15 protein-coding genes and 1 pseudogene are annotated in these 13,426 nt (G+C 37.1%); 11 read left to right on the top strand and 5 right to left on the bottom strand.

Annotated features, from left to right (window positions below; genetic code table 11):
* Positions 1 to 228: 228 nt before the first annotated feature.
* The 3 genes and pseudogenes from CIL03_RS15470 (at position 229) to CIL03_RS15460 (ending at position 3,899) form a co-directional block, all read left to right on the top strand.
* Positions 229 to 1,719: a spore germination protein gene (locus CIL03_RS15470; protein ID WP_094886789.1), complete on the top strand. Its 1,491-nt coding sequence runs from the start codon at positions 229 to 231 to the stop codon at positions 1,717 to 1,719.
* Positions 1,697 to 2,800 (top strand): annotated as a pseudogene (locus CIL03_RS15465) (GerAB/ArcD/ProY family transporter). The gene CIL03_RS15470 and the pseudogene CIL03_RS15465 overlap by 23 nt, the downstream one beginning before the upstream one ends.
* On the top strand, positions 2,787 to 3,899 hold the full coding sequence (locus CIL03_RS15460) for a Ger(x)C family spore germination protein (protein ID WP_094886788.1): 1,113 nt from the start codon (positions 2,787 to 2,789) through the stop codon (positions 3,897 to 3,899). The pseudogene CIL03_RS15465 and the gene CIL03_RS15460 overlap by 14 nt, the downstream one beginning before the upstream one ends.
* A gap of 94 nt (positions 3,900 to 3,993) precedes the next feature.
* Here CIL03_RS15460 and recX read toward each other — a convergent pair whose 3' ends face one another.
* On the bottom strand, positions 3,994 to 4,809 hold the full coding sequence (gene recX / locus CIL03_RS15455; RefSeq protein ID WP_094886787.1) for a recombination regulator RecX: 816 nt from the start codon (positions 4,807 to 4,809) through the stop codon (positions 3,994 to 3,996).
* A gap of 111 nt (positions 4,810 to 4,920) precedes the next feature.
* On the opposite strand from recX, the gene CIL03_RS15450 reads away from it, so the two are divergent.
* The 8 genes from CIL03_RS15450 (at position 4,921) to CIL03_RS15415 (ending at position 10,572) form a co-directional block, all read left to right on the top strand.
* The gene (locus tag CIL03_RS15450) at positions 4,921 to 5,817 is read left to right on the top strand and encodes a TIGR01777 family oxidoreductase (protein WP_094886786.1); all 897 of its coding nucleotides are present in this window, start codon (positions 4,921 to 4,923) and stop codon (positions 5,815 to 5,817) included.
* 298 nt (positions 5,818 to 6,115) lie between these two features.
* Positions 6,116 to 6,673, top strand: coding sequence for a GNAT family N-acetyltransferase (locus CIL03_RS15445; RefSeq protein WP_094886785.1), 558 nt, complete (start codon positions 6,116 to 6,118; stop codon positions 6,671 to 6,673).
* A gap of 60 nt (positions 6,674 to 6,733) precedes the next feature.
* Positions 6,734 to 6,865, top strand: a complete 132-nt coding sequence (locus CIL03_RS15440; RefSeq protein ID WP_094886784.1) for a YfhE family protein — start codon at positions 6,734 to 6,736, stop codon at positions 6,863 to 6,865.
* A gap of 291 nt (positions 6,866 to 7,156) precedes the next feature.
* A complete protein-coding gene (locus tag CIL03_RS15435) occupies positions 7,157 to 7,552 on the top strand; it encodes a GntR family transcriptional regulator (RefSeq protein ID WP_094886783.1) in 396 nt (131 codons plus the stop codon).
* The gene (locus tag CIL03_RS15430; protein WP_094886782.1) at positions 7,553 to 8,662 is read left to right on the top strand and encodes a DUF1648 domain-containing protein; all 1,110 of its coding nucleotides are present in this window, start codon (positions 7,553 to 7,555) and stop codon (positions 8,660 to 8,662) included. It abuts the gene before it with no gap.
* Positions 8,663 to 8,686: 24 nt separating this feature from the next.
* Positions 8,687 to 8,890: a PLDc N-terminal domain-containing protein gene (locus CIL03_RS15425; RefSeq protein ID WP_094886781.1), complete on the top strand. Its 204-nt coding sequence runs from the start codon at positions 8,687 to 8,689 to the stop codon at positions 8,888 to 8,890.
* Positions 8,891 to 9,799, top strand: coding sequence for an ABC transporter ATP-binding protein (locus tag CIL03_RS15420; RefSeq protein WP_094886780.1), 909 nt, complete (start codon positions 8,891 to 8,893; stop codon positions 9,797 to 9,799). It abuts the gene before it with no gap.
* Entirely contained in the window at positions 9,799 to 10,572 is a 774-nt protein-coding gene (locus CIL03_RS15415; RefSeq protein ID WP_094886779.1) for an ABC transporter permease, read from the top strand. Before CIL03_RS15420 ends, CIL03_RS15415 begins: the two co-directional genes overlap by 1 nt.
* 299 nt (positions 10,573 to 10,871) lie before the next feature.
* Here CIL03_RS15415 and CIL03_RS15410 read toward each other — a convergent pair whose 3' ends face one another.
* The 4 genes from CIL03_RS15410 to CIL03_RS15395 all read right to left on the bottom strand — a co-directional run bounded on the left by CIL03_RS15410 (position 10,872) and on the right by CIL03_RS15395 (position 13,420).
* Positions 10,872 to 11,573, bottom strand: a complete 702-nt coding sequence (locus tag CIL03_RS15410) for a hypothetical protein (RefSeq protein WP_094886778.1) — start codon at positions 11,571 to 11,573, stop codon at positions 10,872 to 10,874.
* 2 nt (positions 11,574 to 11,575) lie between these two features.
* Positions 11,576 to 12,433 carry an ABC transporter ATP-binding protein gene (locus CIL03_RS15405; RefSeq protein ID WP_094886777.1) on the bottom strand — a complete coding sequence of 286 codons (858 nt, stop codon included), beginning with the start codon at positions 12,431 to 12,433 and terminating at the stop codon, positions 11,576 to 11,578.
* The gene (locus CIL03_RS15400) at positions 12,423 to 12,800 is read right to left on the bottom strand and encodes a GntR family transcriptional regulator (RefSeq protein ID WP_094886776.1); all 378 of its coding nucleotides are present in this window, start codon (positions 12,798 to 12,800) and stop codon (positions 12,423 to 12,425) included. The genes CIL03_RS15405 and CIL03_RS15400 overlap by 11 nt, the downstream gene beginning before the upstream one ends.
* Positions 12,801 to 12,964: 164 nt before the next feature.
* Positions 12,965 to 13,420, bottom strand: coding sequence for a DUF4064 domain-containing protein (locus CIL03_RS15395; protein WP_094886775.1), 456 nt, complete (start codon positions 13,418 to 13,420; stop codon positions 12,965 to 12,967).
* Between the last annotated feature and the right edge of the window lie 6 nt (positions 13,421 to 13,426).

Here is a 13,426-nt window from a genome sequence, read left to right as displayed (position 1 = left end):
GCTGCCTCCTATTTTTATGGGGGCAAGAACCAATAATGCTTGAAAGCTCACTAAGCTCCTCACAGTTTTACAATTATCCTCTATTATATTGTTCCACTTCTGATTCTAGTAATTTACACCATTTGAGACCCCTGCTTTCTGATTAAAGCAGCTTTTTATCTTCCCTTTCGTATGATTACTTTCAAATTCCACATACTACTACCAAAATGGTTAATAGGGTGTGCAGCAATGCGGCGTAAAAGAAATAAATTTAAAAAACCTATGATGAATCAAGCAGATTTCTCAATTGATACAATTAAAACTCAATTAAATCATACCAGCGATTTAAAAGACCGTGAAATACATAGCAATAATCAAATCTATATTATCCTTTACATCAATTCATTAGTTGATCAGGAAAAGCTTGAATCAAAAATAATTAAACCGCTTACAAAAATGGAAAACAACAATATTTTAAATGAACTATATAGCCAGGAGATCAGCACTGCCAAAAGTAATAAAATAGCCATCAACGGATTATTAGATGGTTATTGTCTGCTAATAAAAAAAGGCAGGAATAGTGAAGGATTCCTGCTGAAAACGAACGCATCAACCGATAGAGAAGTTTCAGAGCCTATCATAGAAAAAACAATCCTTGGGGCAAAAGTAGGTTTTGTTGAAAGCTTAGACAAAAACATTTTTTTACTCCGTACTGTAACAAAATCACCAGGTTTCACGGTTAAAAATTATACATTGGGTTCCTCAACAACAACGAATGTATCACTAATTTATTTGGATCATGTGGCAGATCCGGAAATCATCAAAAAGGTTGAACAACGTATAAAAAGTATTACGCTTGATTCCATCCGATCAGCAGGAGATATTCAGGATTGCATTGAAGATCATACAGTTACTCCATTTCCCCAGCTTTTACTTACGGAACGGCCAGATCGCTCTTCTGCTAATTTAAAGGACGGAAGGGTTGCTTTAATTATAGATGGAAGTCCTACTGTAATTATATTGCCAGCAACATTTATGACGTTCTTTCAAACACCAGATGACTATATTACCCGTTGGTGGTTAGGTTCATTTTTTAGATTTATACGTCTATTCAGCTATATCATTGCACTTATTCTACCGGCATTATATATTGCTTTCGTTTCATTCCATTATGAGGTAATTCCTTTGGAGCTTGTTTATTCGCTGCAGTCTTCGTTGAGCTACGTACCATTTCGGCCATTTATAGAGTTAATGATTATGCAGCTTTCCTTAGAGTTGCTTAGAGAAGCGTCCATTCGACTGCCACCCTCCGTCGCCACGACTTTTGGGATCGTCGGAGGGCTAGTTGTAGGAACAGCAATGGTTGAGGCAGGAATTGTCTCCTATGGCGGGCTTATAGTTGTTGCATTAACATCGGTCTCATCATTTGTTCAGCCAAATCTAGAAATGAGCAGCTCAATTCGTGTCTTAGGATTTCCTTTAATGCTATTGGCAGCTACATTTGGCTTTTTTGGAATTGTCATTGGAGTGTTATTTGTGTTAATTCACTTGTCACGCCTTACTTCATTCGGTCTTCCATATTTTTCACCTTTTGTTCCATTGAACATGGAGGATTTTAAAGATACTATCCTTCGTGTTCCTTCTTGGATGATGTATAAGCACTCTAAAAGTTCACCTCATTATAAGCAAGAAAAACAATCGAGGAAGTGGAAATTAGATGAAAGTGAAGAGCCGTTTTAGTTCTGTAAATTTATTTATTGTGCTGGTGCAAACGATGATTGGTGTAGGCTTGTTATCATTACCTCATCAAACACATCACGCAGCGGGCAGTGATGGATGGATTTCCATTTTAATTTCTGGATTTTTTATTCAACTAATTGTACTGCTTATCTGGTTACTTTGCATAAAGTTCCCCAATCTTACCTTATTTGATTTTTCTAAAGTAATTTTGGGGAAAACTTCTGGAACTGTATTAAATTTTATATATATTATTTACCTGCTGTCAATGATTTGTTATATCTTCATTATATATGCGGATACCTTGAAACGATGGATACTCCCTGAAACTCCAGGATGGGTATTATTTTTGATAGTATTCGTTCTACTTATTTATGGAAGTATTTGTAAGATAAAAAATGTGATATCTTTATTTTCTTTCCTATTCATATTCATCCTGTTTTTATTCTTCATTACGTTTTTTGTTTATGGTGATCAATCTATAGATGTTCGCTATCTCTTCCCTATTGGTTCCAGTGGTGGATGGAATATTCTTAAAAGTACAAGTGATTCAATGATATCCTTCATAGGGTTTGAAACATTACTTATTTATTTTGCTTTTATAAAGCAGTCTAAAAATATTTCAGCACTAAAAGGAGCTTTTTAAGCAGTATTATTTGTAACCATTTTTTTAACGTATATTGTGATTCTAAGTACCGTAATGCTTAGTCCTGAAGAAATAAAAATCACGTCGGAACCGGTTCTATACATACTAAGTGCAATAGATATAAGAATGTTAAGCCGATTAGATTTAATATTTCTTTCTTTCTGGGGTCTGATAGTTTTTACTACTATTATCAGCTACTCCTTTTCAGCAAGTATGGGAATAAGTAAATTAATCCGTATCAAACATAAATTTGCTGTGATACTATCTGGAACATTCGTCCTTATCGTTTCAATGATATTTTATTATATGGAGATTACCTTACTTGAAAAATGGTTAAAGCATTTAAGTTTAATTTTTGGCATTATTATCCCTATCCTGCTGCTTATAATAACAATTACTTTTAAAAGAGAGGCGGCATCGACCTATGAGAAAAACTGAGCTCTTTTTAATCTTCTTTATTCTTCCATTACTAACTGGGTGCTGGGATGAAAGACTTCTAAAGAATTCCCGTACCGTGTATTTATCAGGTTTTGACTTGGATGAGAATGGTGATTATCAAACAACTTCAATTATTAGAGATATGAATATTAGTGAGTCAAGCAGGGGGGAAATATCCATATCGAATGAACTGGTAACTGGAAAAGGAGGTTCGATAAAAGAGGCAAGCATGACAATTGATCGAAGCGTACCTGGTAATTACGATCCCGCAAAAGGAAGAGCTTTAATCTTAGGAATCGAGGTAGCCAAAGGTGATATTTACAATGTGCTGGATCCTCTTTACCGGGATCCAAGGGTGGATATAAACGCCAAAATTGCTGTGACAGATAGCAGTGCAAATGAGATAATTACCCATTTATCCGAAAATGAAGTTGAAAAAGGGGAATACCTGTACGAATTGATTCACAGCAGTGAAATACATTCGGAGATCCAGGATATTACACTAAGATCGATTCGCACCTATTTGTTTGATGAAGGAAAAGATTTCATGCTCCCTTATTTGAGCAAGGACGAGGAAGATAATGAAGTTAGAATAAGTGGGGCTGCTCTTTTTCATGACCACAGCTTTACCGGACAGTTCCTTACCCCTGATGAAAGTACTTTGCTATTATTATTTATGGAAACACAATCCAAAAAAGCACTTTTAACAGAACAGTTAGATAAAAAAGATGATGTATCCGTCAGCTATAATGTAAAAAGCGTATCAAGAAAACTTAACCTGGAAAAACAAGAAAAGGTACATGCTGATATTATGCTGCAATTGGACGTGGAGATTGTTGACTATCCCCCAGATCATTTAGATAAACAGGAAATGGTCAATTTTTTGGAAAAACGATTATCAAAGATTCTCACTGAAAAAGCGGATGCTCTGTTCAAAAAACTTGCAGCTAATCAAAGTGACGTACTTGGATTAGGCAGAGAACTCATTGCCTTTCATCCATCTATATGGAAAGAAATAAAGGGAGAAAATTATTATGAGCATATCCTTGTTAATCCAAAGGTAAAAGTCAATGTTAGAAGTAGTGGAATCAGTTTATAAAGCAATGGGAAATTCTTAGATTCCACTGCTTGTTTTTTAGTAGCGAATGGGAAAGAGATGATTTTTTAGCGAGTTATAAGCTGCCCTATTTAATTCAATAATCATCAAGATTTCCATCCAAATAACGATTAATCAATTCCATAGAAAATCCTTTTTGAAATAAACTCGTCTTTACCTTATTCCGTAAATCATAACCTTCCAGCTTTCTTTGATGTTTTTTATTCAGCTTCTCTCCTTGAAAAACGATTGCATCCCATTCCGCAGCTTCATCTTTTTCTTCACTTACATCTGCTAAAGCATCTTTGATCACGTCCTGTGTGAAGCCTTTTTGCAGCAGGGTACCTTGAAGCTGTTGAATTTTTTTGCGGAAGGCATCCTTTTTAGCTGTATTTAACTTTTTATCAATCAGTTTGGAAACTTTTTTATACTGAATCTCATACGGATAGCCGCTGATCGCTTTATCTGCTATCGATGCGGCTACACCTTTTTCGATCAGTTCTTTCTTTATGAGCAGTGGACCTTTGGATGATGTATTGATTCTCGTTCTGACAAACATTTCAGCAAATAGATGATCATCAATCAGGTTTTGCTTATCCAATTTCTCCATAATCCAGTCAATATTCTCTGGTTCCGTTTCTTTTTTTACCAGATAATCATAAATTTCTTTTTTTGTTCGCATTCGGTAGCTTAAAAAATGGATAGCTTGGGTATATGTCTTATGTACCGTATCTTTTTGGATGAGTGTGTCGATCATGGAATCGTCCAATTCAAGACCTTTTCGAAGCCTATATTCAATTAATATAGCTTCATCTACACCGAAGCCAAACGTTTCGTCTTGGCCATCATTCAAAAAGATATTATACCGATTCTTACTTTTCTTTTGTGTAGTGATCCGGGTAATTTTTCGCATTGTTTCTCACCCCTTTCCCTTATTGTAGCACGAAAATTTTCCCGGACACTACCGTAAAAATCGTCAATCCCTGCATATACTAATGATATATACGTTAAGGAGGGCTGTACCTTGAATATATTAATTTCCGGAGGAACCGGATTTGTTGGAAAATCCCTCACATCCTCACTTCTTGAAGATAATCACCATGTCTACATACTTACAAGAAGTCCGGACAACTTTACAAACAAAGAAAAAACAACCTTTATCAGTTATGATTATCCAGCAGAAAAGCTCCCCGCTATCCATGCAGTTATTAATCTTGCCGGTGAATCTTTATTTGGCTACTGGACAAAATCGAAAAAAGAATCCATCTTAAACAGCAGAATAAATACTACGAAAAAAATGGTTGAACTAATGAAAAAGCTGCACAAAAAACCAGAGGTCTTCATAAGTGGTTCAGCAGTAGGATTTTATGGAACTTCAGAGGATCTTATCTATACTGAAGCAACTGCACAGGCTGGGCAGGATTTTTTATCAAAGGTATCCGTGGAATGGGAAAAAACTGCGAAGCGGGCGGAGGATCTTGGTGTGCGCACAGTATTTACAAGGTTCGGAGTTATTTTAGGAAATGAGGGTGCACTGCCTTATATGGCGCTGCCTGTTAAAATGTTCGCCGGTGGAAAAATTGGAAATGGCGAACAGTGGATGTCATGGGTTCATGTTGAAGATGCTGTTAAGCTTATTCAATTTTGCATTGCTAATAAGAATATAAGCGGGCCTGTCAATGTAACTGCACCACACCCAAAGCGTAATAAAGATTTTACTAAAGTTTTGGCAAAGGTATTGAAACGGCCACACTGGTTCACCACTCCCTCTCTTTTCATATATACAGCGCTCGGTGAAATGAGTCTGCTGATTCGTAAGGGACAGTATGTATTGCCGCAGAAAGCAATGGATTATAATTTCCAATTTGATTACCCCTATTTAGAGGAAGCATTGAGAGACGCTTTATTGAAAAAATTGTAAATTGCTTTGTCGAAATTTTTTCCTTAAAAGTTGAAAAAAAGGATTCACATTTTAAAAAAATGATTGTAAAATATAAGTATCAAATCTGAAAGAGATGAAAATGAATACGACGAAACTAAAGAATTAAATAGGGAAGGCAAATGGTGCGCCACCAGTGTTAAGCTGGTTCTAGTGGGTTCGATTCCCACCCCGAATTTTTTTGTTGAACGTTAACTAAAAATTCGAGGGTGGGCCCTGACTAACTAGATTCCTTATGGAAATTTAGGTAACCCTCCCTGCAAATAAGGAGGGTTTTTTTATGCTGAAAACACGTGATTTACATGAGGTGCCAGTACTTTTTGAATTAATGTCACATCCAGATGTATTTCCATATGTAAGACAGAAAGCAGCTACAAGTGATGAGTTTTATTTTATTACCAGACAAACAATGGATGCAGAAGAAAATGGAGAGTTGATTTCCCGAACGATTATGGATGAATACTATCAGCCGATTGGCACAATCAATTTATTCGACATCCATGAAAATCACGGTTTTCTTGCCACCTGGATCGGTCGGCCTTACTTTGGAAAAGGTTATAATAAACAGGCGAAAGAGCAATTTTTTAATGAATTATTTTTCAATCATGGGATTGAGGGTATTTTTATGAAAGTGAGAAAAACAAATACCCGCTCCCTCAAAGCTGTATTAAAGCTTCCATATGCGGCTCTTGGTAACGAGATATATCCTCAAGTGTATCAGCAAATTAACCCAATGGAAGAAATATATGATTTATTTATTATAACAAGGGAGCATTATGCATCCTATCAGCAATTTGCCGGAATGGAGGATATTTCAAGCGGAGAAGAAGTTTCGTAAACAATTGTATAATTCCAAAGGTGCTCGGACATCCTAATCAAAAAAGCGAGGATGAAAACAATGAAACGAAAAGCAATGCCGCACATGCATGAAAAGTTTTTATCAAAGACCCAGGAAGTCCGCTATCAAAAAGAATTCAAACGAGCAGACAAAATTTATGATGAATTATCAAAACGAGGAAACCGAAGTTAACAGCTTCGGTTTTTCTTTTTATCCACAACAATCCACAAACTGTGCGTAAGTTTGTGAAAGACTGATGTATAAAGGGTTGGTTATGCACAGCTTTTTGTTACTAATTCTGTGGATATTGTGGATTACCTGCAAAACATCAGAGGAAACAGCAGTTTCCCTGTTAATAACTCTGTGAATATTTTATTGAAAATCATTCTGCGTTTGACCTATTTTAGCATTGACATCTTTGTGCTATCTGTTATACACTAACTATAACAGATAGCACAAAGAAAAAAGGAGTGTGAAACAGATGTGTTTATTCAACTAGATTTTGAATCAAAAGAGCCTATTTATATCCAATTAGTCCAGCAAATCATTGAAGGTATTGCAAAGGAGCAGTTGCTTCCTGGAGAAGCCCTCCCCTCTGTCAGATCATTAGCATCTGATATCGGGATTAATCTTCATACCGTTAACAAAGCATATCAGCAGCTGAAGCAGGATGGTTTTATATTGATCCATCGGCAAAAAGGTGTTGTCGTCAATCCAGACGGGGTACCCCATGCAGATGAAATATACCGGGACCAAGTTACGGCAAAACTGCGTCCACTGATTGCCGAATCAGTATGCCGCAAGCTTAATGAAGATGAATTTTCAAAGCTTTGCAGTCAGTTATTTTCAGAATTTACAAAGAAAGAAGGTGAAAAGTAAATGAATGCAATTTCAATTTTCTTGTTATTGGCAGTATTAATTCCGGTCTTTATATCGTTAATGTTCATTCCTTATTGGACTAGGAAGACAGAAAGCTTTGGGGTCACCATACCGGAGGAAGTCTATTATCAACCAGAACTTAAGGAAATGCGAAAAAAATATACACTGTTCACAGGGATTCTAAGTATTTTTATAATTATTCTTTTTCTCCTTGCGGGTGTGTATTTTGGCAGCAATGAAAATACATTCAGCATTTTCATTTCCGTACTCATAACAATTTATTTAATCGGCAGTTTTCTTGTCTATCTAAAGTTCCATCAGGCTATGAAAAAGTTAAAGGATAAAGAAAAATGGTCAGGGGAAAAATCACAGCAGATTTTTGTAAATACGCAATTCCGGAAACAGAAACTGACGTATTCAAATCTCTGGTTTATTTTTTCGTTTATTATCGCTTTTGCAACGATCATTATCACATTTCAGTCCTATCAGCAGATTCCGGAGCAGATTCCGATGCAATATAATTTTGAAGGCGAAGTTACAAACTGGGCAGAGAAATCGTATCGGACTGTGCTTATCATGCCAATTATGCAGCTTTATTTAACGTTGCTATTCCTATTCATTAATTCAATGATTGGCAGAGCCAAACAGCAGATAAATGCAGAAAACCCTGAAGAATCTATGCGTAAAAATGTTATTTTCCGGAGAAGATGGTCCCTTTATATTATTATGACGGGGACTGCATTAACCCTAATGTTCTCATTTATTCAGCTTTCCTTTATCTATCCAGTTAACCAGCAGCTGCTGACGATTGTGCCGCTTGTCTTTTCTCTTGCCGTTACAGCCGGAGCAATCGCACTTACGATCACAACAGGTCAGGGCGGCAGTCGCGTGAAAACAGGCACAGGGGGAGATGGCAATGTAATAGACCGCGATGATGATAGATATTGGAAACTTGGTCAGTTTTACGTTAACAAAAATGACCCGGCACTCTTTTTGGAAAAACGCTTTGGTATAGGCTGGACCATTAATTTTGCCAGACCACTGGCATGGATTATTTTTCTTGTGATTATTCTGCTCGCAGTAGGTATCCCGCTCTTACTGGGGGCTTAGAACAGTACATGGAGGTGGAGATTTATGCAGGAATTTTTAAATGAGATTAACTGGGCAATCATTGCTCCATTACTTATTATTCAATTTATTCTGGTTGTTGTTGCACTAATTGATTGGCTAAAAACTGAAGATACGAACGGACCGAAGTGGATGTGGTTTTTTATCATTGTCTTTATCAACATAATTGGTCCCGTACTCTATTTCATTTTTGGAAGGAGTCAGCGCTAAATGACATTGCTATCCGTTAGTAATCTTTCAAAAGCCTATGACGGCAAAACTGCTGTAAATAATGTCAGTTTTGCATTTCAGGAAGGAAAATGCATTGCATTAATCGGTCCAAATGGTGCGGGTAAGACGACTATTTTACGGACATTAGCGGGGCTGCTTAAACCTTCATCAGGGGCGGTAAGATTCACTGGAATGAAAGAAAATGAGGATATTCGAAAATACATCGGCTATCTGCCGCAATATCCTCACTTTTATTCCTGGATGACTGGTTTGGAATTCTTAATGTACAGCGGTCAGCTCGCTTTTCTTTCCAAAACTGATGCGAAAAGACGTGCAGAGGAACTCCTTGAAAAGGTAGGTATTTCTGAAGCCAAAAATAAACGAATCGGAACGTATTCCGGTGGCATGAAGCAACGTCTGGGAATCGCACAGGCAATCATTCATAAGCCAAAACTATTGATGCTAGATGAGCCAGTTTCTTCGCTGGATCCGCTTGGCCGGCGTGAGGTTCTAATATTAATGGAAGAATTGAAAAATGAAATGACAATTCTCTTTTCCACACATATCTTGAGTGATGCTGATGAAATCAGTGATGAATTGCTGCTTTTGCGAAATGGAGAAATTGTGGAATCCGGATCTATGAAAGAACTGCGCCAAAAATACCAGACTTCTATGATAGAAATCGAATTTCAGGAGAATACGGCTTTCTATCAGGATAAAATAAAAAAGTTATCTAGTGTTACAGACTGTTTAATTGAGCGAAATGTATTAAAGATAGCGGCCACAGACATTCTAGTGGCACGCAAAGAATTTTTAACAGCCGCCTCTGAGGAAAACTGGCCATTAGTAAGTTTTACGTTAAATCGTGCAACACTTGAAGATATGTTTATGAAGGTGGTGGGCAAATAATGCAGTGGCGTATACTTTTCAAAAAAGAAATGATTGAGAGCTGGAGAAATAAAAAATGGGTCTGGGTCCCTTTAGTTATTATTTTACTGGCAATCATCGATCCCATTTCCAATTACTATATGCCTCAAATTATTGAGTCTGTAGGCGGTTTTCCGGATGGCACTGTTTTGGAATTCCCCGAATTTGCACCACCTGAAGCTGTGCTGATGAGCCTTGGACAGCTGAGCAGCTTAGGTATTTTGGTTATTGTGTTCATGTCAATGGGTACAATCTCTGGTGAGAGAAAAAGTGGAGTTTCTGAGCTGATTTTGGTGAAACCTGTGTCTCACTTCAATTACATTACCGCCAAATGGACTGCATTGCTTGTTCTAGTTTGGGTCTCCTTATTTCTAGGGATGCTTGTAAGCTGGTATTACACAAATATTCTTTTTGGCGACCTTTCGTTTACTGCTTTTTTACTTATTGTCTTTTTCTACGGACTCTGGTATATGCTTGTAGTAACCTTAGTGATTTTTTATAATACTCTTTTCAAAAATGCCGGAATGGTTGCTTTTTTTACAATCCTTACGATCATGATAATGAGTATCATCACACAGATTTTTGGCCATGTGCTGGAATGGAGCCCAAATAATCTGACTGATCACATCCTGAAAATGCTGATGACAGAGGACATCCCTTCTCAACTGGTTGGCTCAGCGGGAATTACTATTGCCATCTCAGCCGCTTTGCTTGTGTTTTCTGTTATTAGATTTAAAAATAAAGCAGTATTATAGGAGAGTAACGGGTTCCCTTATGAGGTTCAACAAAAATAACAATGAAAATCAAACAAAGATTAGCAGCAAAAATAGCAGGTGCAAATTCAAGAGTGAATTGCACCTGCTATTTTTTATAACTGGCATTTACTTTAATAAAGTTCAAAAATACTCATAAGGCCGATGGGTTTCCGGACACGCTACGGCTGATTTCCCTCGGGTGAATTGTAGCATAGTCGCTCTGTACCAGGCTGCACTCGTCTTTTAGAGATCCATGATAAATGCCTGCTCTCACCAAACGAGAACAAGCATTGTTTTACTTACTTTACCTTTAATATCGTTATCTTCCTCACCAAAACGAAGGTTAAGCCATAAAGTACAATTCCAACACCAAGCAGCTGGTAAAAGAACAGCACATCAATGGATGCAAACACATCTATAAAGAAGTCGAAGATCCAGCCCTGTGCGATGCCTAATAACAATACAACAACCAATATTCCGGCAACACTTCCCCCGCCCGCCAAGCCATATTTATAAAATAGCAGGCCCAGCATAAACATGGCACTTAAGAGAAAGAACATAACCGCTCCATCAATAATTACCCGATTAAGCCAGGTATTCTCCATCAGGTTTGCCAGATGCAGAAAGTTAAAAGTATGAATTCCTGCACTTTCTGTAAAAAAAGAAATGAGCGTTTGCAATAGGTTTGCAACCACTGCCTTTGCAAAAGCCAACAAAAGGAAAAACAGCCCAAAGCTTACAAATATATTCTTCCTTGTGGCTCCAATCTTCAGTGCGAAAGGAATACTATCTTTTACCATTAAAAACCCTAAAATTGCACAATAGACGTAGATTGCAAATGGAAATCCAAAGAAGAACCTTCCATCCTCTACACTTAAAAGAAAATACGAAAAAGCGATGGAAACTGCCAAGATTCCTAATAAAATCGTCCAGAAGATCAATAGTGAATAGCGTATATCCATGATGAAAAAATACAGCAGCCCCTTTAATTGTTTTCCCATGTTCAAGCCCCCTTCTTTCTTTCTGTCAGATATATCATCAATTCCTGAATTGGCACACCTTCTGCATTCAACCCATGCATTTTTGCCTCCTGTATGCTGCTATAAACATATGCTGTCATCATCCCTGCAAGCTGTTTTTTCTCAATTACTTCTTTTCCTGAAATAAATGCTTCCACTTCCTCAATGGTTCCTGATACGGCACAAGTGCTGTTTCGCAGCATATCCGCTTCCTCCATCAGAACCAACGATCCTTCCTGCAGGATCAATACCTCTTCAAACAGCAGACTGACTTCATCAATTAAGTGGGTTGAAAAGATGATAATTCGTTTTTCTGCCTCGTACTCCTCCAGCATAATCTCATAAAATTTCTTCCTTGCTGCAGCATCAAGACCAATATATGGCTCATCAAAAATGGTTATTGGTGCTTTGCTTGATAACCCGACAATAATCCCAAGTGCTGATTCCATCCCCTTCGAAAGTGTTTTTACTTTTGAATTAAGGTTAAGATTGTATTCCTTAATCAATTTATCAGCAAGCTCCTGATCCCACTTTGGATAAAAAAACGAATATACTTTAAGAACATTTTTCACCTTCAAATCTTTTTTGAAGTTATGCCCTTCTTTTATTAAACAAATGGATTCCGTTAATTTCTGGTTATCGAACGGCTCCTCCCCATCAATTTCAATTTTTCCATTCGAAGCTAAAATCTGGCCGGATAAGATATCCATAAACGTTGTTTTTCCTGCACCATTTCTGCCCAGCAGCCCATAGATCTTTGGTCCATCCAATGTGAAGGAAACATTGTTTAATGCATAATTATCTTTGTACCTTTTTGTCAGACCCTTCACTTCAATTTTCATCTGCAGCATCCTCCCTTTTCACCATTTCCATTAGTTCAGTTTCTTTGATCCGCAGTTTCCTTGCTTCTTCCTTCAGTGGCAGCATGTAATGCTCATAAAATGTTTTCTTCCGTTTTTCAATTAAAATCCCTTTCGCATCTTCGGTAACAAACATCCCAACACCCCTTCGCTTAACAAGAATTTCCTCTGCTACGAGTTCATTGATTCCTTTGGCGGCTGTTGCTGGATTAATTTTGTAATATGCCGCAAATTCATTTGTTGATGGCACCCGCTCGCCTGAATTAATATTTCCATTAATGATTGAGTCTTCAAGCTGTTCTTTTATTTGAAGGAATATTGGTTTGTTTTCATCTAATGATTTTTTCATCTTGGACTCCTTCGTTCATTAGTTAGTTACTTTTGTAATTAACCATACAACCAACCACCTTAATAGTCAAGTGAATTTTCAAAAAAATAATAAAATAAATAAAGGCTTTGCACTTTTATGTGCAAAGCCTTTTTTAGACAAGCTTAACTTTTTATAAAATAATCTTATGAATTAAGATCATTTGGTTCATCAATAACCTGCTCCGTAACCTTTGGCTTTCTTGCCAGACAAAGAATTCCTGCTATCAAATAAAAAATCCCCGCAAAAATTCCAATTGGCATATTTATAAATGCAACAATAACCGTTGTTGCGATAAAGATGATTCCTGCTGCGGTTGGTTTTTTATTCCCTTTGAGCAGTACCATTGCAACGATCCCCAACATGATGGCAATTAAAGAAATAATAACAATTTGCCAGCCTGCTTCACCCATTACCCTGATAAAATCATTAAAATTCATCATGCTGATTTCAGGGAAATCCTGAGCTGTTTCTTCATTTAAAATATCCTCAATAAGCCCCTCATTATTGTGCAGCCAAACCATTACAGCTCCAATAACTGTAAATATCCCAAAAACCAATGCACCAATAATTCCTAATATAATTTCAGCAGTTCGTTTCAAAATCAA

Source organism: Virgibacillus indicus (assembly GCF_002266285.1).
Classification (GTDB): Bacteria; Bacillota; Bacilli; order Bacillales; family Amphibacillaceae; genus Virgibacillus_K; species Virgibacillus_K indicus.
This window is presented reverse-complemented; position numbering and strand designations above follow the sequence as displayed.

Bases quoted from the DNA above. Each gene is read 5' to 3' on its own strand.
- CIL03_RS15405 (WP_094886777.1), bottom strand. From the start codon at position 12,433: ATGAAAATTGAAGTGAAGGGTCTGACAAAAAGGTACAAAGATAATTAT.
- CIL03_RS15420 (WP_094886780.1), top strand. From the start codon at position 8,891: ATGACATTGCTATCCGTTAGTAATCTTTCAAAAGCCTATGACGGCAAA.
- CIL03_RS15410 (WP_094886778.1), bottom strand. From the start codon at position 11,573: ATGGGAAAACAATTAAAGGGGCTGCTGTATTTTTTCATCATGGATATA.
- CIL03_RS15445 (WP_094886785.1), top strand. From the start codon at position 6,116: ATGCTGAAAACACGTGATTTACATGAGGTGCCAGTACTTTTTGAATTA.
- CIL03_RS15400 (WP_094886776.1), bottom strand. From the start codon at position 12,800: ATGAAAAAATCATTAGATGAAAACAAACCAATATTCCTTCAAATAAAA.
- CIL03_RS15460 (WP_094886788.1), top strand. From the start codon at position 2,787: ATGAGAAAAACTGAGCTCTTTTTAATCTTCTTTATTCTTCCATTACTA.
- CIL03_RS15440 (WP_094886784.1), top strand. From the start codon at position 6,734: ATGAAACGAAAAGCAATGCCGCACATGCATGAAAAGTTTTTATCAAAG.
- CIL03_RS15470 (WP_094886789.1), top strand. From the start codon at position 229: ATGCGGCGTAAAAGAAATAAATTTAAAAAACCTATGATGAATCAAGCA.
- recX (WP_094886787.1), bottom strand. From the start codon at position 4,809: ATGCGAAAAATTACCCGGATCACTACACAAAAGAAAAGTAAGAATCGG.
- CIL03_RS15415 (WP_094886779.1), top strand. From the start codon at position 9,799: ATGCAGTGGCGTATACTTTTCAAAAAAGAAATGATTGAGAGCTGGAGA.
- CIL03_RS15430 (WP_094886782.1), top strand. From the start codon at position 7,553: ATGAATGCAATTTCAATTTTCTTGTTATTGGCAGTATTAATTCCGGTC.
- CIL03_RS15425 (WP_094886781.1), top strand. From the start codon at position 8,687: ATGCAGGAATTTTTAAATGAGATTAACTGGGCAATCATTGCTCCATTA.